Raw genomic sequence first — 22,502 nt, 5'->3', positions numbered from 1 at the left:
ATAGATCACGCTATAAAAAGTCGCAGGCATCAAGGGTTAGCGAAGAGTTACACGCTATTTTCATAATGCTTACCCAATCGCTGCGAGCCAATGCGCGATGCTAGCATGATACGCTTCTTTTACCGGAATTTTCGCTCTTACTACGGGTACCCCGTGTTGATAAAACCTCATGACTCTTTCTCCTCGACGCAACAGGGCCGTGTCCATTTGGGCGCCTTGATGGCCCTGTTGGTGTTTGCCGTCGGCCTGGCCTGCGCCTGGTGGATTATCAGCCAGCCACCGCGTATTGAGCGACGTCCTCCACCGCCTCCCACACCGCCCGTAGTAAACGTCATGACGGTCGTTCAAAGCCCCCAGTCGCCGCTGCTTAGCGGCTTTGGCCGCGTGGAAGCAGAGCAGACAGCTATGCTTGCCAGCCGTGTGGCGGGTCAGTTGGAGCGCTTTGGGGAAGGCGTTCTACCCGGCCGAGTGGTCGAGGATGGCGCGCCGGTTGCCTACATCGACCAGGCCGATTTGCGCCTTGCGCTGGAAGACGCCGAAGCTCAGCTCAGTAATGCCCAGGCGCAGCTGGCGCTGGAAAATGCCGAGCAGCAGCGTGCCCGCAGTGAGTATGAGTCATTTGGACGCCAACTCTCCGCCGAGCGGCGTTCCCTGGTGCTGCGCGAGCCCCAGCTTCGTCAGGCCCAGGCCCAGCTTACCCAGGCGCGCGTGGTACGTGACCAGGCAGCGCTCAATCTGGAGCGGGCAACGCTGACCGCGCCCTGGAAGGCCATGGTGCAAGAGCGCTTGGTGGGCGCTGGCAGCTTGCTAAGCCAAGGAACCGAGATCCTGAACCTGGTCGGCATTGAGCAATTTTGGGTGCGCGCCTCGCTACCCGGCGATGCGCTTGAATGGCTGGCCCCGGGTAGCCAGGTCATGCTTACCAGCCGAGGCTGGCCGGAAGGGGCCACGAGGGACGGCACGTTGGTATCCATTTTACCCAACCTGGAAGAGAGCGGACTTCAGGCGCAGCTATTGATTGCGGTGAATGACCCGCTGGCGCTGGAAACCGATGGCCCGGCGCTACGCTTGGGCGATGTCATGCGGGTTGCATTTCAGACTCAGGCGCAGGAAGGCCTGATCGCTCTGCCCTCGGCGGCGCTGCGCCCGGGCGAGCGCGTCTGGTGGGTGGATGATGAGGACCGCCTGCGCAGCACAACGGTGTCACTTGCCTACCGGGGTGAAGAGGAAGCGCTGGTGCGTAGTGGTCTAGAAGCTGGCCAGCGCGTCGTGATCTCAGGGCTTGCCCAACCCCGTGAAGGGCAGCAGGTGCGCGTTCGCTCGCGTGGCGATACTCCTGCAAGCGATAGGGAGAATATCTAATGCGCCGTGGCCCGCTTGCCTGGATGATCGACCATGGTGTTGCGCCTAATCTGCTGATGCTGCTGTTTATCGTGGGGGGCCTTATGGCATCACTCGCGATAAAAAAAGAGGTATTCCCTGAGTTTGAAATTGAAATCGTTCAGGTCAGCATCAGCTACCCCGGCGCCACACCAGAAGATGTCGAGCAGAGTCTGCTTCTCCCCGTTGAGGCGGCGGTATCGAATGTGGAAGGCATTGATGAGCTGACGTCCAGCGCAGGTGAAGGCAGCGGCATGGTCAGCGCCACGCTGATCGACGGCGTTGATGTAATGCGCGTTTATCAGGACATTCAGCAGGCGGTCAATGCGATTACCACCCTGCCCAGCGCCGCCGACCCGCCGCGCTTCACCTTGGCTGGCCGTTCACGCAGCGTGGTAAGCCTTCAGGTTTACGGCTCGGTTGGACTTGCAGCTCTTCACGATGCCGCCGAGGATGTCCGCGCTGAGCTGCAGGCCGCCGAGGGTATTTCGCGCGCCGAGCTTTCGGGCAACCGCGAGCGGGAGATTCAGATCCATTTGGATGAAGAAGCCATTGAACGCTACGGGCTTGATCACCAGCAGCTTGCCAGCCGTATTGGTGCTGAAGCGCTGGACTTGGCGAGCGGCCAGCTAACCACCGCCGAAGGCGAATGGCTGATTCGCTATCAGGGACGTCGCAACAGCGCGGCCGAGTTTGCCGACCTACCGATTCTTACCACCGCTCAGGGGTCGCCCATTGTGCTGGGGGATATCGCCCGCGTGAGTAACGGCTTCGCCGAAACTGATCGCGAAGAGTTCTATAACGGCGAACCGGGTCTATCGGTCAATATTTATCAGATCGGCCACCAGACCCCGACCAGCATTTCCGAGGCGGTATACGGCGAGCTGGAGCGCCTGAGAGCGGGACTGCCCCCGGGCGTTAGCCTGGATGTCTCACGCGACAGCTCAGAGGTCTACGAAGACCGGTTAAGCCTGCTGTTGAAAAACGCCTGGATGGGTCTGGCGCTGGTGATGATTCTCATGGCGCTGTTTCTTGAAGCACGGCTGGCCTTTTGGGTCACGCTGGGTATTCCCACGGCGTTTCTGGGCGCCATGCTGTTTCTCCCCTGGATCGGCGTATCGCTGAACATGATGTCGATGTTTGCCTTCATCATCGCGCTAGGGATTGTGGTCGATGATGCAATCATGGTGGGCGAAAACATCTACAGCTACCGTGAAGAAGGCTATTCGCTGCGCGATGCGGCGGTAAAAGGCGCGGGCGAAATTGCCGTGCCGCTTACCTTTGCCATTTTGTCGAATATCGTGGCGTTCTTGCCCCTGCTGTTTTTACCCGGCTTTCTGGGCATGCTGTTTGCCACCCTGCCTGTTGTGGTCATCACCGTGTTTTTGGTTTCCTGGGCAGAAGCGCTGTTTATACTCCCCGCTCACCTGGCCCATAGTCGTAAACCGCGTGAAACGCCTGCCTGGCAGCGGCCGCTGGAAGCGCTGCGTCAGCGCCTTCAGGGCGGTCTGCATCACTTTACCTATCACCAGTTTGAGCCCTTTCTTCAGCGCGCCCTTAATCAACGCTTATTGAGTATTTCCATAGGGGTTGCGGTGCTGGTTGTGGTGCTGGCGTGGTCAATGAGTGGCCGGATGGGGTTTTCACTCATGCCCCGTGCGGAGTCAGACCAGGTCCAGGCAACGGTGACGCTACCGATTGGCACCAATATTAGCGTTAGCCGCGAGCTTAGCCAGCAGCTGCTGGCGGCCGCCCAACAGTTGAGCGAACGTGAAGACACGCTGGCCTTTAGCAGCACGCGCAGCCGCCTGGATGGAGAGAACCTTGAAGTCCGCCTGGATATCGCCAGCGAAAGCCTGGAGGCGTGGGCCCCTTCGCGCATTGCACGTGAATGGCGCGAGGTTGCCGGTGACCTGGTGGGCGCGCAGTCAGTGCGCTTTGAGTCAGACTTCGGCGGCCCCGGCAGCGGGGCCGCGCTTAGCCTGCGCTTATCCCATCCCGATACCCAGGTGCTGGAAGCCGCCGCAGCCCGGTTAGCCGAGGTGCTGGGCGAGTATGGGCTGACCGATATCGACAGCGGAATTGGAGACGGCAAACCCCAGCTTGAAATGCGCCTTTCCGCAGAGGGCCGCGCGCTGGGCCTGACCGGCAGCGACCTGGCCCAGGCACTGCGTGGGCCCTTGCAGGGTGCCACTGCCGTTGAGCAGTTTGTGGGGCGCAGTGAGATCAGCGTGGAGGTTCGCCTTCCCGAAGCCGACCGCGATAGCTTAAACGAGCTTTACCGCATGCCGGTACGCACGCCGGATGGTTTGAGCGTGCCGCTCTCACGTGTAGCCGACATTACCTTGAGCCAGGCGTCCAGCAGCCTGCAGCGCATTGATGGAAGGCGCATTATTACCGTCACGGCGGATTCAGAAGGCGACCAGACGATCAACCAAGTGCTGGCAACCCTTCAGGAAGACGTGTTCCCGACGCTGACCAATACCTGGCCCGGGCTTGAAGTCAGCCTGGGTGGCCGCCAGCAGGATACCGCTGACAACCTGGCCGCCCTGCGCACCGCCATGTGGCTGATGCTCGCCGCCCTGTACGCGCTGCTGGCCATTCCGTTCAGAAGTTATTTGCAACCTTTACTAGTACTTGCTGCCATTCCGTTTGGTATTGTCGGTGCCGTAGTGGGCCACATGATCATGGGGTTTGGGCTTTCGATTATCAGCCTGCTTGGCATGCTGGCGCTATCGGGGGTGGTGATTAACGATGCGCTGGTGCTGATTGATTACGCCAACCGTAAGCGGCGCGAGGGCATGGCACCCCGTGCGGCCATTGTTGCCGCCGCCACCCGTCGCCTGCGGCCCATCATGATGACCACGCTAACCACCTTTCTGGGCTTGGCACCCATGATTCTGGAAACCTCGCGTCAGGCGCGCTTTATGATTCCCATGGCCATCTCGCTGGGCTTCGGAATGATCTTTGCGACCGCTATTCTGCTGATACTGGTACCCTGCCTTTACCTGGGAATGGAAAACTGGCGCGAGCGGCTAAGCATGCCCCGCCAGCCCAGTCAGGAGGGCGCGCACTGATGGCGATTCCCCTGTCTTCCTGGCGGCCCTCCCGGTTGGGACTGAAGCTTTTTGTGGCCATATTAAGCGTGAATGTGGCCATTTCCGCCAGCATGTTCATGGCTGTCTCCTACAGTATTGACCGGGGGTTTATCGACTACTTAAATCAGGCCCAGGAACGCCGCGCCATGCTCCTGGCTGATGGTTTGATTACCCGCTGGGAAACGCAGGGAGATTGGCGTTGGCTTGAGCAACACCCGGAGCGCTGGCCGCATATCGTACGCTTTGAGCTCGGTCAGGAGCACCGCGAGCGCCCCTCGCCTCTAGGCGAAGCGCAGGATTTCGCCCTGCGCGCGCCCAATGGCGAGTTTGTGATTCCGCCCATGAATGGCCGTATGGGCCCTGGCGACTGGCGCTGGCTCACGCTCTACAGCAACAGTGAAGCGATTGGCTCGCTGGGGTTTCGCCCTCCTCAGCAGATGATGGAGCGCATGGAGAATCGCTTTCTGGAACTTCAGCAGCGTAACCTGGTGATTATTGTTATCTCGATTGGGCTGGCGTCGCTGCTGCTGGCAGCAGGGCTTTCCTGGTGGTTAAGCCGACGCACGCGGGCACTGGCCGTTGCCACCCGGCGTCTTACGGAAGGCAACTACCATACTCGCCTGCCCGAGGGTGGCCGGGATGAGCTTGCGCGACTGGCGCGGGATTTCAACGTACTGGCCGCAACCCTTGAAGCTAACCGGGACGCCCGAGCACGCTGGGTCTCCGATACCGCTCACGAACTGCGCACGCCGCTCGCCGTGCTGCGCGGTGAAATCGAGGCCATGCAGGACGGCATTCGTCCGCTGAATCAGGAGAACCTCAGCTCGCTGGCCCAGGAAGTCGCCCAGCTTGAGCACCTGGTGGCCGACTTACGCCTGCTTTCGCAAAGCGATGCCGGCGCTCTCGACATTCATCTGGCCCCTATGAACCTTAGCGATAGCCTAGCCTGCCGCCTTGAGGACGCTGACCGCTGGCTCAATGAAAGTGGCCTTGCCCTCACTACGCACATTGCCCCAGACGTAATGATTCGCGGGGACGCCCAGCGCCTGCACCAGCTGTGGAATAACCTTTTGGATAACAGCTGCGCCTATACCGATGCCCCCGGCAGGCTTCAGGTAACCCTGGGTATTGAGCAGCAATACGCGGTGATTACCTGGCAGGATAGCGCGCCGGGCGTGCCTGAAAGCGAGCTGCCCCGACTTACCGAGCGCCTTTACCGCGTTGAAGGATCACGCAACCGGGCCAGCGGCGGCAGTGGCCTGGGGCTATCCATTGCAAGCGCCTTGGTGAGCGCACATGGTGCAACGCTTGAGGCTTCAAATGCGCCGCTAGGCGGGCTTTGCTGGACCTTGCGTTTTCCGTTACTGACTTCCCATTAATGACAAGCGAGCCCTCATGTCTCAAGATGCCCCGCTACTGATTGTTGAGGACGAGCCCAAGATTGCCCGTCTCATGGATGACTATCTCACTTCCCATGGCTATAACGTTGCAACGCTGAGTCATGGCGATGATGTTCTGCCCTGGCTGCAGCAACACCCCACGCCGCTGGTACTTTTAGATGTCATGCTGCCCGGCAAGGATGGCCTGACGCTCTGCCGGGAAATACGTCAGGCATGGCCCGCTATCGCGATTATCATGGTGACTGCCAAAGTAGAGGAAGTTGACCGACTGCTGGGACTGGAACTGGGCGCCGATGACTACATCTGCAAACCGTTCAGCCCCCGCGAAGTGGTGGCTAGGGTGAAAGCGGTACTGCGTCGCAGCCAGGCCATTGCTGAACAGGCCCTGACCCAAACGCCCGATGCCGTGGCCTCAAGCCCGGTGACGCTTAACGAAGATGGCTGGCAGGCGTTGGCCAATGGTCATGATCTAGGCCTCACTGCGGTTGAATTTCAGCTGCTGCGAGTGATGATGCAGTCACCAGGGCGAATCTTTAGCCGTGAGCAGCTGATGGATCATATGTACCGCGATAACCGCATTGTTTCTGAACGCACCGTGGATAGTCATATTAAAAAATTGCGCAAAAAAATCACCGAAGCCCTCCCCGAGCAGGAGATCATTCGCTCAGTGTATGGGGTAGGATATAAGTACCAGCCAGAGGGCTAACTGCAGGATTCACTATGAAGGCGCTTATAGTAGAAGATAACGACAATCTAGCGCGTTCGATGTCCACAACACTCAGCGAGGCGGGGTTTAGCATCACCGTCACCAATGACGGCGCAAAAGCGCTCCCCCTGCTTGTACAGGGCGGCTTCGATCTGCTGGTGCTGGATCTGGGGCTGCCTGAAATGGATGGTATTAGCCTTCTGCGCAAACTACGTCACCAGCAGAATACCATCCCGGTGCTGATCATTTCCGCTCGAGACACGCTGGACCAACGCATTCTGGGGCTTGAAGAAGGCGCCGACGACTACCTTTGCAAGCCTTTCTCACTGGATGAAGTGGTGGCCCGCGCCCGGGCTCTGGTGCGGCGTGCCAAGCATTTTGGCAACGAAACGCTTAGCTGTGGCCGCCTGGAGTTTTTACCGGATGCCATGGAACTAAGAGTCGATGGGCAGCCTGTAACGCTGCACCGCCGCGAGCTTGAAGTAATCGAATACCTGATGATTAACCAAAACCGCTTGGTCAGTAAGGACCAGATTATTGATCGGCTTTCCACCACGGATGAGCCAGTCAGCTATGCGGCAGTGGAGACCTATATTTCGCGTATTCGCAAGAAAATCGGCTATGACTTCGGCTTGAAAACGGTCCGCGGTTTAGGCTACTACCTGGCCCCCAAAGAAGCCGCCAATCTAGAACCCGACGCCTGATATGCCTGCTATCAAGTCAATAAAAAGCCGCCTGCTGCTATGGATTGGTTTGCCGTTTACTGTGCTGGCCTGTCTGGCACTTCTTTCAAGCTACCTGCTGCTGACACGCCAAATTAACGAAACCTTTGACGATATGCTGCTCAATGCCGCCGAGCGCTTGGAAAGGCGTATCTATACGGTAGACGGCGCGCTGCGCATTAACATGCACTACTTCAGCATCAGCACCCTGGGTAGTCGCGGTGAGGGTAAAATATTCTATCGTATGCGGGAAGTAGGCGGCGGGATGATTGCCGGTTTTCAGGGACTGGGCGACCCACCTGAGGACCTTTCAGAGCCGGTATTTTATGACGTAACGTACGCGGGCAATGAGCTACGCGCCGTCGCCCTGATTTTTCCGTTTAGCCGGGGCCGTGAAAACGTCAATATTGAAGTGATCGTTGCGGAGTCCAAAGAGGCGCGCTACACGCTGATCCATGACTTCATGGTGACGCTCACCGGGTTAGCGGTAATTGCCGGGATTCTTGCCATCACCATCGCATGGCTTGCGATCTACCACGGCTTGGCACCGCTTAATAGCGTAAGCCAAGCGCTGCGCCGCCGTTCACCGCATGATCTTCAGCCGCTCGAAGATGGGGCCCCGAAAGAGATTCATCCGCTGATTATCAGTATTAATCAGCTGATGCTGCGTATCCGACGCAGCATTGAAAACACACAGCAATTAAATGCCGATGTGTCCCATCAGTTGCGAACGCCCATTTCTGAAATACGTGCGCTAACCGAAATCTCGCTGAAAGCGACCCAGGAACCGGCTACTCGGGCCAATCTTATCGAAATACAGCATATTTCAGAGCATGCCAGTCATACGGTCCAACAACTTTTGAAATATGCAAAGACCCGCAGCGAGCTGGTGGATGAGACCCATCTTGAAGCTGTCGATCTGGTGGCAATATGCCAGGACGCCTGCGCGCAAACCGCCACCAGCATCTATCAAAAAGGCCAGGAGCTGTCGTTCGATCAGCCCCATGCCATTCCCAGGGTGCTGGGCGACCCAATCATGCTACTGTGGCTGGTGATTAACCTGATTGAGAACGCCAGCCTGCACGCAGGGGGTGTTGAGGCTTATCAAGGCCCAATCGATATCGCCCTAACGATACAACAGCAACAGGTAATGTTGACAATAAGTGACCAGGGGACTGGCGTGGAAGAGGCACAGCTTGGCAAGCTGACCGAGCGTTTTTTCCGCCACAATCCGCACGCCCCCGGTAGCGGTTTAGGCTTAGCCATTGTGGAACAGATTGCCACCGCGCACTCCGCCCTCCTCTCGTTTAGCAACAGGCCAGAAGGGGGCTTCGCTGTCACGGTGGCGTTTCCCGCTATGCAGCCGCTTGCTTAGCAATACGAATGACCAGCGGGGTCATAAAGATCAGCAGTAACAGGCGCAGGACATGGTGTGACACCACATACACCGGATCGATATCCATCACCATGGCGATGACGGCCATCTCCCCCACACCGCCGGGAATCAGTGCCAGCAACACCGCCGCAAAGGAAAGCTGGGTTATGCTTGCGACCAGCCAGGCCATGAGTGCCGCGACAATCAGGGCAAACAGTGCATATACAATCCCAAACCGCCCCACGGTGACGACCTGAGACCAATGGGTCCCCGAGAAGCGCGCGCCGACCGAAGAGCCCAGCACCAAAAAGGCCATGAACACCACCCAGGTGGGCAGTGAGTAATCCATGCCCAGATTAGCGATGATGGCGCCTGCGGCCATCGGGCCTAAAAACTCCGGAATGGGAATGCGCAGCAAACGGGCGAGCCACCAGCAAAGCGGAGCCAATAACAACGGCAGCCCATCCAACAGAGAAAGCGATACAGGCGAGCTTTGCAGCGTGACATCATCCACAAAGAAGCTTGCCATCAGCGCCGCTCCAGATACCACGGTGACCAGACGCAGCGAGTGCGAAATAGCGATCCAGCGCACATCGCCATTGGCGCGCTCGGCAAGCACCAGAGCCGAATTCATGCTCCCAGGGTAGGCACAAAACATCGCGTCCATTGGCCCTACGTTGGCGCGGATAAAGATAAAGTACCCGCCCACCAGCATGAGCCCCATATAGACCAGCATCGCCAGTACGCTTGGGTACCACTGCACCAGACTGACCAGTTCACTGGCCTGAATGCGACTTCCGATAAAAAGTCCCAGCAGAGCAATTGCTACACGATGCAAGCGCTTATCAACGCCGGTTTTAACACCGCCAAGCGATACCGCCATCACCATAAAAAGTGCGCCCAGCATCCAGGCCAGGGGTAATGAAAAAAGGGTGGCGATAACGCCACCCAAGCAACCCAAGACTAATGTTTTCAGCGTTCTTTTTGCCATTACGTTACGCCTGTTTGGCCGCGCGCCAAGTACTGAAGCGCGCCATTAACGGCTGGCTAAATAGTGAGAACAGCAAGAGCGCGAGAATCCCCAGTGTCACCGGGCGCTCAAAGACGTAGCTGATCTCTCCACCACTGATTTGATAGGAGTGCAGCAGTGATTTCTCGGCCAGAGAACCTAACAACATGCCAATCACGGCGGCAGGCACCGAGTAGCCGTAATGGCGGAATATCCAGCCAATTACCGCAAATACCAGCACGGTGGCGGGTCCGGTCATATTGCCGGTCAAGCCAAACGACCCCATAACCGCGAGTACCAGTACCGAGGGAATCAGGTAGCGCATGGGCACTTTGACAATATTGGCCAACAGCGGGATAAACAACAGACCCACTATCACCAGCAGAAACACCTGGGCAAAGTTGGCAAAAATAATCGCGTAGACCACGTCGGTTTGCTGACGAATAAACTGCGGCCCGCCGGTAATGTTATGCATGGCAAATGCGGCCAGCATTACTGCAGTTGCTCCACCGCCGGGAATGCCGAGCGCCAGCAGAGTAGCCATTGAGCCGCCTTCAGAGCTGCTGTTGGCCGCTTCAGATGCCACCACGCCCTTCGGGTTACCCTTGCCAAACGAGTCAGGATCTTTATCACGGCGCTTGGTTTCAATATAGGAAAGCAGGTTGGAAACCGAGGAACCCACGCCGGGTACGGCCCCGACCAGCACGCCGATCAAACCACCGCGCAGCATGACAACCGGATAGCGCATCGCCATCTTGCAACCTTCAAAAATCTCGCTGACTTTCACTTTACGTGAATCGGCGGATTCAACAATAAAGCCTTTATTGGCGAGCTTGAAAAGCTCAGAGGCGGCAAACATGCCCATCATGGCCGGAATTACCGGAATACCATCAAGCAGATACGTTTGCCCCATGGTGCCGCGCGCCAGGCCAATTTCACTAAACCCGATGGTACCCACTAGAAGGCCGACAAAACCCGCCACCAGACCTTTAAGTACCTGCTCGCCCTTCAGGCTGGCAATCAGCGTCATGCCCCATAGGATGACCACAAACATTTCGGAAGGGCCAAGCCTCAGCACCAGATAGGAGAGCGGCTGAATCATGAAAAACAGCACGAGATAACCCATCAACGCGCCTACCACAGAGGCCGCCAGCGCCACGCCCAGCGCCTGGTTATGCTGCCCCTTGCGCGCCATCGGGTAGCCATCAAAGGCAGTGGCAATGGCCGATGAGGTGCCCGGGATATTCATCAGAATGGCAGGAATACCCGCGCCGAACGAACCGCCGGTAAAAATCGCGGTTAAGAACAGCATGGCCTGAATGAAATCCATGTACATGGTCATAGGCAGGAAGATTGCCATGGCCATGGAAATTTGCAGCCCCGGCGTTGCGCCGAAGATCAGCCCCAGCACAATGCCAGGTATCACCACGAGCCAGGGGCCAAAATTAGAAAAGAGCAGATCCAGACCCTGCTGTACTGCGCCAAAATCGATCATATTGCCTCCTTAACTGGGTAGCAGTAGCAGCGTCATGGGATAGGGCAGCATCTGGGAGAAAAAGAACGCCACGGCCAACCCAAACGCTGCGCTAAAGCCCACCACCGCTAACCAGTTACGCTCACCTTTGAGGATCAAAAAGAGCGCAATGAACAGCACGGTCGCCACATCAAAACCGAGCGTTTCAAGCGATAACACATAAGCGCCGAATAGAACTACGACGGGCAGCGTTTGGTGTAACGGTTCCTCGTCGGCAGCGATGCTGAATAACGTCCCTTGCTTTAGGCGTAGCACCAGCTCGATGGCAATAATCGACAGGACAATGACTGAAAGCGGCAGTATCAGGAGTAAATTCTGGGGTTGTGCCGAGACGCTGATCGCGTCCAGCAAATACCACAGCGTAAAGGAAGCCAGACCGATGAGAACTAAAAAGTCCCCATAGTCGCGTTTCTGTGCAGGCATGGTTCAACTCCAGGCTGGCCACATGCAGGGTGGCCAGCCATGACAGGAAGATCAGTTAAGCAGGTGGGCGTATTTTTCAAATACAGCGTAGTTTTCGCGCATCAGCTCGTTGGCACGCTCAGGTCCAATCCAGACACCGCCCATTTCATTACGCTCAAGGTGTTCTTGAACGTCTTTACGGGCCAGCGCGCTCTGGATGGCTGCAGCGAGTGCTTCAAAGCGCTCAGGATGCTGAAGCTCAACTTCGCTGGTTACTGCGAAACCGCGCATCGAGCCCTGCAGCACCGGTACGTCCAGATCCATTGGTGCCAGCGCTTCATTGATCGGCGGGGCATCCCACTGGTCAATGCGCTCGTCACTTACAATGGCAAGCGGCGTCAAAAACTCACGAATTCCCTCACTGCCCTGGGCACTGATAGAAACGAAATCCACCTGACCACCGGCAACCGCTGAGCGGGCTTCACCGCCGCTGTTGTACGTCACAAGGTTAAGATTTTCTTGAGGAATACCGGCCTCTTCCAGCAGCAGACGAATCATCAGGTGACCGGCTGAACCTTGAACTACCGCGCCACGCACCTGGCCGCGCTCTTCGCGAATCGCTTCCAGCAATGAAGGCAGATCTTCGTATCCGCTATCTTTATTGGCGGCAATCAGATCTAGGTCGAACCACTGAAAGTTGATATACGAAAAATCATCAACACTGAAGTTGGCGCCACCGGTCAGGATCGAATTGGCCAAATAAGGGGCAAAGGTTGAGGCGTAGGTGGTATAGCCGTCATCCGGCATGTTCAGCACGTAATTAGAAGCCACCTGAGTCCCAGCACCTGGGCGGTTGGTCACTTGAACAGGCACGCCGATCTCTTCAGCGATGTAGCCTGACATAATACGTGCCAAACGATCGGCGCTACCGCCGGTACCAAAGCCGACCACCATATTGATCGGGCGCTCAGGATAATCATCTGCCGCAGCGGTAGGCATGACTAACGCGAGTGACGCTGCAACAACCGTGGCACCAGCGAGTAGCGATTTCATATTGAAGCTAAACGGAGCAAATGTTTTCTTGGGCATAGCGTGTTCTCTTTTTTATAGAATTATAAAGTCTTCAAGCAGGCTATTGCCTGCGGAGGACAAAGCTATCCCACAAACCTTTCACCAACCTTGCATGGCGCTAAAAGCCAACTAAAGTCTAACCATATAACTGCTACACGGCAGATATCCCCGGCCTGCATCATCACCGTTATTGCACACTCTGTGCATACGGTTTGCACTCCCCCGCCCGATACTGACATTGTCAACTTACCAGGAGGTACGTTATGAAAATGTCATTACGCCAGGTTTTCGCTCCAGCTTTGCTTGCTTTCGCGCTAACACCACTCGCTTTTGCAGCGCAGGCGAACCAGCATGAAGATCATGGTTCAGACGTTGATCGTGAAGCCTTCCACCAGCGCATGGAAGAGCGTCGCCAGGAAGTGTACGACCGTGCTGGATTAAGCGAGGAGCAGCAAACGGCTCTTAACGAACTTAACGCTGAGCATTACCAAGCCATGCAGGCTCTGCGTGAAGAGCATCAGGAAAAAGTAGCGGATATTCTGTCTGAAGAAGAGCGCGAAGCCCTTAAAAACGCCATGAAAGAAGTGCACAACGAGCACCGGGGCGAGGGTAAAGGCCACGGCAGGCACGGCCCGCGCGATCAGCATGAAGACGCTGCGGAAGCCGCTAGCGATTAAGCGCTTGTTTACCGCTATATCCTATAAAAACGCCCGGCTTATGCCGGGCGTTTTTATGTCAATACCAGGTTATACAGTTAGAAGAAACCTAGCGGATTGATGTCATAGCTGATCAGCAGGTTTTTGGTTTGCTGGTAGTGCTCAAGGGCGACCTTATGGGTTTCACGGCCAACGCCGGACTTCTTGTAGCCGCCAAAGGCGGCATGCGCCGGATACTGATGGTAGCAGTTAGTCCATACGCGGCCGGCCTGAATGCCCCGCCCCATACGAAATGCCACGTTGATATCTCGGCTCCATACGCCTGCGCCCAGGCCAAACTCGGTGTCGTTGGCAATCGCCAGCGCTTCCTCTTCATCCTTGAAGGTAGTGACCGCCACCACCGGGCCAAAGATCTCCTCCTGAAAGACGCGCATCTTGTTGTCGCCTTTCAAAAGCGTTGGCTGGATGTAGTAGCCCTTATCAAAACTCGGGTCGAAACTCTCCTTGTTGCCGCCGGTCAGGAATTCAGCGCCCTCCTCACGGGCGATATCCATATACGACATGATTTTGTCGTACTGCTCCTGAGAGGCCTGGGCACCTACCTGTACGTCGGTATCCAAGGGGTTACCACGCTTGATGGTCTGAGTGCGCTCAAGCACCTTGGCCATGAATTCGTCGTACATGCTCTCTTGAATAAGTGCACGCGACGGGCAGGTACACACTTCACCCTGATTAAAGAAGGCCAGTACCAAGCCCTCTACCGCTTTATCGATAAACGTCGGTTCGGCGTTCATGATGTCGGCAAAGTAGATATTAGGGGACTTGCCGCCCAGCTCCACGGTGGAGGGAATAATGTTTTCAGCGGCGCACTTGAGAATATGCGACCCCACAGGGGTAGAGCCGGTAAAGGCAATCTTGGCGATGCGCTTGCTGCTGGCCAGCGCCTGGCCTGCTTCAGCGCCAAAGCCGTTGACGATATTGACCACGCCCGGCGGCGGCAGGTCGCCGATGATTTTCATCAGTTCCAGAACAGACGCGGGCGTTTGCTCGGCGGGCTTGAGAACCACACAGTTGCCTGCGGCCAGTGCCGGCGCCAGCTTCCAGACGGCCATCAGAATGGGGAAGTTCCAGGGAATGATCTGGCCCACCACACCCAACGGCTCATGAAAATGGTAAGACACCGTGTTGGCATCAATATCGGCCGCCGTACCCTCCTGAGCACGAAGACAGCCTGCAAAGTAGCGGAAGTGATCCACCGCCAGCGGTATATCGGCATTCAGGGTTTCGCGAACGGCCTTGCCGTTATCCCAGGTTTCGGCAACCGCCAGAATCTCCAGATTCTGCTCTATACGGTCGGCCATTTTAAGCAGGATATTGCTGCGCTCAGCGGCGGAGGTCTTGCCCCAGGCCGGGGCAGCCTTGTGGGCGGCGTCCAGTGCTTTATCGATATCTTCAGCGCTGGAGCGAGGAATTTCGCAAAATACCTCTCCATTGACCGGGCTGATATTGTCGAAATACTGGCCGTTTACCGGCGGCACAAATTCGCCACCAATATAATTTCCATAGCGTTTTTCAAATGACACCACGGCATTGGCATCACCCGGATTGGCGTAGATCATTTTAAAGCTCCTGAGTATTATGATTATTAAAGGTGCTTTGACAGTATTGTTTATTATTGCCTATGACGATATAGCACGATGCCAGGATTAGCCCTCATCCCTTGGTAGAAGATAACCACCCGCCCACATAATACCGGCATAGGTAATCAGTCCTATTGATCAAACTGACCATGGGTGGCCGTCGGGTCAGAAAAAGCAAACGGCAGGTTTGTAAAGCACGTAACTCGTTATATTAATTGAGCAAAAAGTCACGTCGCCACCTTTCAAGAGCTGCATGTGTACGTGTGGCGGCGTGGCGTATGGAGCTAAACGCAGCATCTAACTGGCAAGGCGTGGCGGTGTTATCGTGAGCGAGTAGTTCCAGGTGCCTGGCATAGGCAGCCAGCTGTTCGCCGCCCATGCTCAGCGACTCGCCGCGCAGCTGATGCGCCAGTCTCGCCACCTGATGTGCCTGCTCGTCAAAAAGCCCTTCTGATGCGACAAGATAGGCCGACAGCTGAGATAGATAGTCGCTCACCTGCTGGTGATAGAGAAGAACCAAATGTACCAGACGCTCCTCTCCCAAGCTCTCCTTGAGCATTCGCAACGTGTCGAAGTTCAACAGCTCCTGCTGTACTGCATCGCTATGCACGTGCTCCAGTGAAGCAGTGAGGTCACGGTGACCCGATGGTCGTAAATGCAATGCCAGCACGTTACTCAGCGCCAATAAAGATAACGGCTTGGTAATATAGTCATTCATACCGGCACTCAGACAGCGCTGACGGTCATTTCCCCCGGCGGTCATGGCAACGATGGGGACCTTGGCCAGCCAGCCGCCCTGCTCACGCAGGCGCTGTGTTACCATCAAGCCATCCATATCCGGTAGCTGAATATCCATAAAGATCAGATGAACCTGCTGAGCGCCCGCCATGCTCAACGCCTCCTGACCGTTCTCTGCACAGACAACGTCGCACCCTAAGCGCGATAAGAGCCCTATCGCCACCTTGCGATTGACGGCGTTATCTTCCACCAGCAGCAATGAGGTGCCGGTAAAGTCGCGACCCGGTTCCTTGGGAAGTAGAGCAGCCGCTGGCTGGGCTTTGACCAGCGGCAATTCGCAGCTAAACGTACTACCTCGCCCTGGCTGACTTTTCACGCTCAAGCGGCCCTGCATGGCCTCACTTAAGCGTTTGGAAATGGCAAGCCCCAAGCCCGTACCACCGTACCGCCGCGCCACTGACGCATCGGCTTGCTGGAAGGGTTCAAACAGGCTTGCCTGCTGCTCTTCACTAAGACCGCACCCGGTGTCGGTTACTTCCAGCAGTAGGTGGTCAATCTTTGAAGAGGCACGAATGCTAACCTCACCATAGTCGGTAAACTTGATCGCATTGGCGACCAGATTGAGCAGGATCTGCCTGAGGCGTCCGGCGTCCAGCATCACCCACGCCGGCAACGATGAGTCGATATCGACCTTCAATAACAGGCCCTTCACTTGAGCACGTGGCTCAAATAGCGCCACAATGCTATCTATCAAAGGCTTGAGCGCGGTGGGCGACGTTTCAAGCGTTAGATGGCCCGCTTCAATTTTTGAAAAATCGAGAATTTCATTGATCATGGCCAAGAGCTGATTAGCACTGTCATGGATAGTGCGCGCATAGTCCTCTACCTGGGCAGGACTTGCCGGTTCGCGCAACAGCTCACTCATACCGATTACCCCGTTGAGAGGCGTTCGAATCTCATGACTGACCATGGCCAGAAAATCTGACTTGGCATGATTGGCGGCCTGCGCCTGCTCGGCCGTTACTTCCAACTGCTGGCTTAACAGCTCCTGTTCCCGCCTGGCGGCTGCACTTTCACGCATTTCGCGTACCAGAAAGGCAATTACCAGCAGAACCGCCAGGCTCATCCCTACCAGCAGCGTCATTAGAAGTTTATAGAGCGTGCTTAATAAAATTCGCTCTTCCGTAGCAGACTCAGCCAAGTATCCGTTAATGGTAATGACGAACCGTTCGGTTAACTGCGTTAGCCTGATAAGCTCTGTTTCAAGAGGAACAACCGGCAGCCCGTCACGCATATTTTGGAGCTCAATCATGGGGTCCAGCTTTTCCATCTGCTGCTGTATCTGGCCCATCAGTTCGCTTGCCCCATTAGCCGCTTGGAACAGCGTATTAACCTCTCCTTCCTGGAGTAGCGTTAAACGGCTATACAGGAGTTCAAAGCGCAGGTTCAGCTCATCCTGCGCCGCCGGACTCGGCGGTGTTCGCACGGCTGACAGCAGGTGGTTAAGAAGCTGCACGGCATCCCGATCAAGCTTGTAAACTACCCAGGCGGTATCTTCACGTAGACTCTGCGTCAGGTTTTCCTGGCGCCAGGAAGCAAGTGCAGCCACTACAAGTGCTGCGGCAAACAGCAGCACGGTAATAATGGCTAGCAGCTTCAGGCGACGAGGATAGCGCAGCAGGCTAGGGGGCTGCGTTGCAGAGCTACTCAAGCGCATCAATGCGCATCACTTGCCAAACGGCTCTAAAACGGATTTTTTCATTTAACAGTACATCGTCCTCATCGAACGGATACAGCACCCATAGAGGTCCGTACTCACGAATAGGCATTGGCCGGTTGTTTCGCTCAAGCGCCAGTATTACATCATGATCGTAAAAATCATCAACCGGGATTTCGGCTTCATAGCCATTGAGCGCAGATACCTTTACGGTGCTACCTGTAGCGCCGACATACCCCAATAAATCGCGCATTAACGGGCCAGAGTAATGACTTACCCCACTTGTCCACGGCGTGCCTGTATCAAATCCGTGCTGCGGAAGCGCTTTTAACATCTCAAAATCAAAGTGTGCTTCTGACTCGACATTCTGACGGTCGATATTACCTTTTACTTCCAGCACAACCGCACCGGTAGGCGCGTCTAATGCCGCGGAGGGGTTGGCCAGTACAGCCGGGGATATACCAAGCACCAGCAGGACCCAGGCTGATAATAACGTTTTCACAATCATTTCCTCATAACGCATTGCTTTACCGCTTCTCATTCAAAACTATCAATAAGTGACAGGCAGAGTACGAGATCTCACCGCTTAGGTCAGACCACGTTTTTAAACCTCACACGTGAACTGACATCAGGATTCTTCAAATCGAATTTTATATCCTATCGCTATATGGCGCCCTATAAAAAACTCCAGCTCGTCTGAGCTGGAGTTTTCAGCGCTACCCAAGGAGGCGCTAACGCACAATCATAACCGAAACCTTAGCATGATGAACCACATGCTCGGCATTAGGCCCCAGCACATAGTCCACAAACTTATGCTTGGTGTGCGAAGCCATCACGATAAGGTCGGCATTCACTTGTTTACCCACCTTAATAATCGCTTCCCAGGGTGATCCATCCACAATGATGCTCTGGGTTTTAATGTCCTTCGGTACATTTTCTTGAATAAACGTTTGCTGCGCTTCCTTCATGGCCGCATTCGCCTTTTCTGAAAAATTCTTAGGAAAATAAGCGCCCACCATGGGCATCTTGAATTCCGGTAGCACGCTGACGATATGCAGCGATGCACCAAAGGTCTGGCAAAGCGTTACCGCCGTGGGTAACGCTTTTTTCCAGGAAGCCTCTTCGTTCAAATCCACAGGTAGCAGTACTTTCTGGTACATAGCAACCTCCGTTATGCTTTGGCCATGGTGTCATCAGGTTCTTGACGACGCCGACGGCGCTGCATGAGGACCACTAAGCCGAAGAGCGCTAATGCAGGCAACCACATCCACTCTTTTGTCCAGCGGTTAACGGGCGCGAGAACTTGGGTAATTTCCTGGTCGAAATCAAAGCCCAATTCGGCTGCCGGGCTACCAAACTGAACAAAATCGACCAGCGTTTGATCACCATCGACATAAAGCTCTATACCCAGATTTTCCAGGCGTTCTTCGCCGGTTTCACCGCTGGGTACCGGCACTAGAAGGTAAGTCGACATAGGGGCGCCAAAAGCATCCTCACCGGCAATCTGCACACGCAGGCTGCTGCCATCGTCCACACGCCCTAACGCTTCGGCAAGCTGGGCGGGAGGTACCGACTCATAAGGGTCATGAATCTGATCCATCCAGAAGCCGGGGCGGAAAAGCGTAAAGGCGACCAGCAGTAACAGCACCGATTCGTACCAGCGGTTACGCGTCAACATAAAGCCCTGGGTGCCCGCCGCGAAGATCAGCATGGCAATTGTCGCGACAATAAACACCACCACGCCCTGCATCACCGTGACATCGATTAACAGAAGATCCGTGTTAAAGATGAACAAGAACGGCAGCGCTGCCGTACGCAGGCTGTAGTAGAACGCCTGGAAGCCTGTGCGTAACGGGTCGCCTCCCGAGATCGCCGCGGCGGCAAAGGAAGCCAGACCCACCGGTGGGGTAACATCCGCCATGATGCCGAAGTAGAAGACGAACAGGTGCACAGCGATCAGCGGCACAATCAACCCGTTTTGCTGGCCCAACATCACGATCACCGGCGCCATCAATGCTGATACCACGATGTAGTTGGCCGTCGTCGGCAGACCCATACCTAAAATCAAACTCAGCAGCGCAGTAAGCAGCAGGATCATCATCAGGTTACCGCCTGACAAAATCTCAACGACATCCGCCAGCACCAGACCTACGCCGGTTTGTGATACGGCACCGACAATGATACCCGCCGTGGCGGTGGCGATCCCGATACCAATCATATTGCGAGCACCGGTTACCAAGCCGTCCCATAGGTCTACAAAGCCCTCTTTAACGTCGGCCGCCATTTTGCTGCGCCCACGGAAGATAGCGATAATTGGACGCTGTGTGACCATGATAAAAATCATGAACATGGTCGCCCAAAACGCCGAAAGCCCAGGCGAAAGGCGCTCGACCATTAAACACCACACCAATACGACAACCGGCAGGATATAGTGCAAGCCGACCATCACAGTGGGCCGCGTTTGCGGCAGTGTAATGATCTTGGATGTCGGGTCATCCATTTCCAGCTCAGGGTAGTTGGCGCTAATTTTTAATAACCCAACATAGATGATGACTAAGCCAACCGAGACTACCCAGGGTGTTGCCTCACCCAGCACCGGTTTTAGCCAGCCCAAGCCGTAGTAGACCGCTACCGAAAGCCCCATTAGCAGCAGTAAGCCAGTCAAAAAGCCAATCACTTTATTAAGCAGCGGACGCGCTGGGTTACTCGAAGGCAGCCCCTTCATATTGGCTTTTAGCGCTTCCAGGTGAACGATATAGATGAGGGCGATATACGAAATAATCGCGGGCAAGAAAGCGTGCTTGATGACTTCCACATAGGGAATACCAACATACTCAACCATTAAAAACGCTGCAGCACCCATGACCGGCGGCATGATCTGCCCGTTAACCGATGAAGATACTTCAACCGCCCCGGCTTTTTCAGAGCTAAAACCCACCCGCTTCATCATGGGAATGGTAAACGTACCGGTGGTCACCGTGTTGGCAATCGAGGAACCTGAGATTAAACCGGTCATTCCCGACGCAACGACCGCCGCCTTCGCGGGCCCGCCTTTAAGGTGACCCAGCATTGAGAATGCGACTTTAATAAAATAGTTACCCGCCCCCGCTTTATCGAGCAGTGCGCCAAACAGTACAAATAGAAATACAAAGCTTGTGGATACGCCCAGCGCAATACCGAAGACCCCTTGTGTGCCCAGCCACTGGTGGTTGATTAAGCCACCCAGGCTAACCCCACGATGGGCGAGAATGCCCGGCATGTAGGGGCCAAACAGAGAGTAGCCAATGAAAATGGCGGCAACGATCGTCAACGGCGGACCGAGTGCGCGACGCGTGGCTTCTAGCAGCATCACAATGCCCAGTATCCCGATCACAATATCCTGGGTAATGGGCCGCCCCGGGCGTTGCGCCAGGTCCGAATAAAAAATAAACAGATACGCACCGCAGAACGCGGCGATCGCTGCAAACGCCCAGTCTTGCAAAGGGATGCGATCACGCGGGGAGCGTTTTAACGCCGGATAGGCCATAAAGGCCAAAAAGAGCGCAAACGCTAAATGAATGGAGCGTGCTTCGGTGGCACTAAAAACGCCGAAGCCGACAATATAAGGAAGTGGCGATGCAATCCATAGCTGAAACAGCGACCAAACAGCTGCAATGCTTACCAGCAGCTTACCGGGTACGCCGTGAGGCTTCCTTGCCCCTGTGTCACTGGAGGCGACCATATCATCCAGGTCGTTTCCAGTGCCTGCCGAGGGTTGTTTGTCATCACGCATACGCTTGTCCTGCCTAATGGTCAGCGCTGGCAATCAGCGCTTTCAACAAGAAGCGCGGACACCCCAGGTGCCCGCGCTTTGCACTTCAAAAGCGATCGCTATCGGTCTTGGCTAATAGCGTGACGCTAGCCTTATTCGATCCAGCCACGCTCACGGTAGTAACGCGCAGCACCGTCGTGCAGCGGTGCGGTTAAACCATCAGCAATCATGTCTTCTTCTTTGAGGTTTTCAAACGCCGGGTGCAGGCGCTTGAAGCGATCAAAGTTTTCGAATACGGATTTAACCGTTTCGTAAATAACGTCCTCATCCACAGCTGTAGATGAAACGAAAGTTGCCGCTACACCGAAGGTTTCAACATCTTCGTTGTTACCGCGATAAAGGCCACCCGGGATCACGGAACGGGTGTAGTACGGGTACTCTTCGATCAGTGAATCGATCTCGTCACCGGTGACAGAGACCAGGCGCGCATCGATAGTGGTGGTCGCTTCCTGGATAGAACCATTGGGATGGCCTACCACATACACCATAGCGTCGATGTTGTTGTCAGACAGCGCAGAGGCCTGCTCGGCGGCATCCAGCTGCGAGGCCAGGGAGAAGGTGCCTTCGTCCCAACCGAACGCGTCCATGACTACATCCATGGTGTTGCGCTGGCCAGAGCCCGGGTTACCGATATTGACGCGTTTGCCCGGGAAGTCGCTGATGTTCTCGATACCGGAATCGGCACGTGCAACAACAGTCAGAGGCTCGCCGTGCATGGTGAATACGGCGCGCATGTCTTCCCACGGGCCTTCTTCTTCAAAGTTGGCTTCGCCGTTATAAGCACGGTACTGAACGTCAGACTGAACAACACCCATGTCCAGCTCACCACTCTTCATGCCGTTAACGTTGGCAACCGAGCCGCCGGTAGAAGGCGCATTACAGCGAATGTTGTGCTCTTCGCTACCGCGGTTGACCATGCGGCAGACCGACTGGCCCACGACGTAGTAAACACCGGTTTGGCCGCCAGTACCGATAGTGATATAGCGCTCTTGAGCAACTGCTGGCGCGGCAAACGTCGCGGCAGCGATTAACGCGCCTGAAAAGGCAGCAGTAGAAAATACATGGCGTTTCATTAACACACCTCTATCTTGATGTTGTGAGCGTTATGCGTTTTGGAACCACCCATTAGCCTGTTCCCTTAGGTGAATCTTCTTCCAAAACGTTTTCAAGACAAACTGTTATAACCCGGCACCCGGTTGTGCCAACCATCACTACTTTAGCGAAAAAATACCTGCTTGGCGAA

At 55.6% G+C, this 22,502-nt stretch carries 17 protein-coding genes; 7 read left to right on the top strand and 10 right to left on the bottom strand.

What is annotated here, in order from left to right:
* The first annotated feature begins 219 nt into the window (after positions 1 to 219).
* Genes ELY25_RS09885 through ELY25_RS09860 form a run of 6 tightly spaced genes read left to right on the top strand, consistent with a single transcriptional unit; the run spans position 220 to position 8,681 of the window.
* Positions 220 to 1,362, top strand: a complete 1,143-nt coding sequence (locus ELY25_RS09885) for an efflux RND transporter periplasmic adaptor subunit (protein ID WP_236995707.1) — start codon at positions 220 to 222, stop codon at positions 1,360 to 1,362.
* Positions 1,362 to 4,457, top strand: a complete 3,096-nt coding sequence (locus ELY25_RS09880) for an efflux RND transporter permease subunit (protein ID WP_126951120.1) — start codon at positions 1,362 to 1,364, stop codon at positions 4,455 to 4,457. Before ELY25_RS09885 ends, ELY25_RS09880 begins: the two co-directional genes overlap by 1 nt.
* The gene (locus ELY25_RS09875) at positions 4,457 to 5,857 is read left to right on the top strand and encodes an ATP-binding protein (protein ID WP_126951119.1); all 1,401 of its coding nucleotides are present in this window, start codon (positions 4,457 to 4,459) and stop codon (positions 5,855 to 5,857) included. The genes ELY25_RS09880 and ELY25_RS09875 overlap by 1 nt, the downstream gene beginning before the upstream one ends.
* Before the next feature lie 16 nt (positions 5,858 to 5,873).
* The gene (locus ELY25_RS09870) at positions 5,874 to 6,584 is read left to right on the top strand and encodes a response regulator (protein ID WP_126951118.1); all 711 of its coding nucleotides are present in this window, start codon (positions 5,874 to 5,876) and stop codon (positions 6,582 to 6,584) included.
* Positions 6,585 to 6,598: 14 nt separating this feature from the next.
* Positions 6,599 to 7,288, top strand: a complete 690-nt coding sequence (locus ELY25_RS09865) for a response regulator transcription factor (protein ID WP_126951117.1) — start codon at positions 6,599 to 6,601, stop codon at positions 7,286 to 7,288.
* Between the two features lies 1 nt (position 7,289).
* On the top strand, positions 7,290 to 8,681 hold the full coding sequence (locus ELY25_RS09860) for a sensor histidine kinase (protein WP_126951116.1): 1,392 nt from the start codon (positions 7,290 to 7,292) through the stop codon (positions 8,679 to 8,681).
* On the opposite strand, the gene ELY25_RS09855 is transcribed toward ELY25_RS09860, so the two are convergent.
* From ELY25_RS09855 to ELY25_RS09840, 4 genes are read right to left on the bottom strand one after another with little or no spacing between them, the layout of a single operon-like run.
* Entirely contained in the window at positions 8,662 to 9,672 is a 1,011-nt protein-coding gene (locus tag ELY25_RS09855; protein ID WP_126951115.1) for an AbrB family transcriptional regulator, read from the bottom strand. The two genes, ELY25_RS09860 and ELY25_RS09855, sit on opposite strands and share 20 nt — an antisense overlap.
* Positions 9,673 to 9,676: 4 nt before the next feature.
* Entirely contained in the window at positions 9,677 to 11,185 is a 1,509-nt protein-coding gene (locus tag ELY25_RS09850; RefSeq protein ID WP_126951114.1) for a tripartite tricarboxylate transporter permease, read from the bottom strand.
* 9 nt (positions 11,186 to 11,194) lie between these two features.
* Positions 11,195 to 11,647, bottom strand: coding sequence for a tripartite tricarboxylate transporter TctB family protein (locus ELY25_RS09845; protein WP_126951113.1), 453 nt, complete (start codon positions 11,645 to 11,647; stop codon positions 11,195 to 11,197).
* A gap of 51 nt (positions 11,648 to 11,698) precedes the next feature.
* Complete coding sequence (locus ELY25_RS09840) at positions 11,699 to 12,715, bottom strand: Bug family tripartite tricarboxylate transporter substrate binding protein (RefSeq protein WP_126951112.1); 1,017 nt, start codon at positions 12,713 to 12,715, stop codon at positions 11,699 to 11,701.
* 245 nt (positions 12,716 to 12,960) lie between these two features.
* Here ELY25_RS09840 and ELY25_RS09835 point away from each other — a divergent pair, with 245 nt between their 5' ends.
* Positions 12,961 to 13,374 carry a hypothetical protein gene (locus tag ELY25_RS09835; protein WP_126951111.1) on the top strand — a complete coding sequence of 138 codons (414 nt, stop codon included), beginning with the start codon at positions 12,961 to 12,963 and terminating at the stop codon, positions 13,372 to 13,374.
* A 77-nt stretch (positions 13,375 to 13,451) separates the two neighbouring features.
* Here the strand turns inward: ELY25_RS09835 and exaC are convergent, their stop codons facing one another.
* The 6 genes from exaC to ELY25_RS09805 all read right to left on the bottom strand — a co-directional run bounded on the left by exaC (position 13,452) and on the right by ELY25_RS09805 (position 22,332).
* A complete protein-coding gene (exaC, locus tag ELY25_RS09830) occupies positions 13,452 to 14,972 on the bottom strand; it encodes an acetaldehyde dehydrogenase ExaC (protein ID WP_126951110.1) in 1,521 nt (506 codons plus the stop codon).
* 232 nt (positions 14,973 to 15,204) lie between these two features.
* On the bottom strand, positions 15,205 to 17,448 hold the full coding sequence (locus tag ELY25_RS09825; RefSeq protein ID WP_126951109.1) for an ATP-binding protein: 2,244 nt from the start codon (positions 17,446 to 17,448) through the stop codon (positions 15,205 to 15,207).
* Positions 17,435 to 17,956 carry a putative pterin-binding protein gene (locus tag ELY25_RS09820; RefSeq protein ID WP_126951379.1) on the bottom strand — a complete coding sequence of 174 codons (522 nt, stop codon included), beginning with the start codon at positions 17,954 to 17,956 and terminating at the stop codon, positions 17,435 to 17,437. Before ELY25_RS09820 ends, ELY25_RS09825 begins: the two co-directional genes overlap by 14 nt.
* Positions 17,957 to 18,179: 223 nt before the next feature.
* Positions 18,180 to 18,608: a universal stress protein gene (locus ELY25_RS09815; RefSeq protein ID WP_126951108.1), complete on the bottom strand. Its 429-nt coding sequence runs from the start codon at positions 18,606 to 18,608 to the stop codon at positions 18,180 to 18,182.
* Positions 18,609 to 18,619: 11 nt separating this feature from the next.
* On the bottom strand, positions 18,620 to 21,220 hold the full coding sequence (locus ELY25_RS09810; protein WP_126951107.1) for a TRAP transporter permease: 2,601 nt from the start codon (positions 21,218 to 21,220) through the stop codon (positions 18,620 to 18,622).
* A gap of 131 nt (positions 21,221 to 21,351) precedes the next feature.
* Positions 21,352 to 22,332: a TAXI family TRAP transporter solute-binding subunit gene (locus ELY25_RS09805; RefSeq protein WP_126951106.1), complete on the bottom strand. Its 981-nt coding sequence runs from the start codon at positions 22,330 to 22,332 to the stop codon at positions 21,352 to 21,354.
* Positions 22,333 to 22,502: the final 170 nt, after the last annotated feature.

It is taken from the genome of Vreelandella populi (genome assembly GCF_003989825.1).
GTDB lineage: Bacteria > Pseudomonadota > Gammaproteobacteria > Pseudomonadales > Halomonadaceae > Vreelandella > Vreelandella populi.
This window is presented reverse-complemented; position numbering and strand designations above follow the sequence as displayed.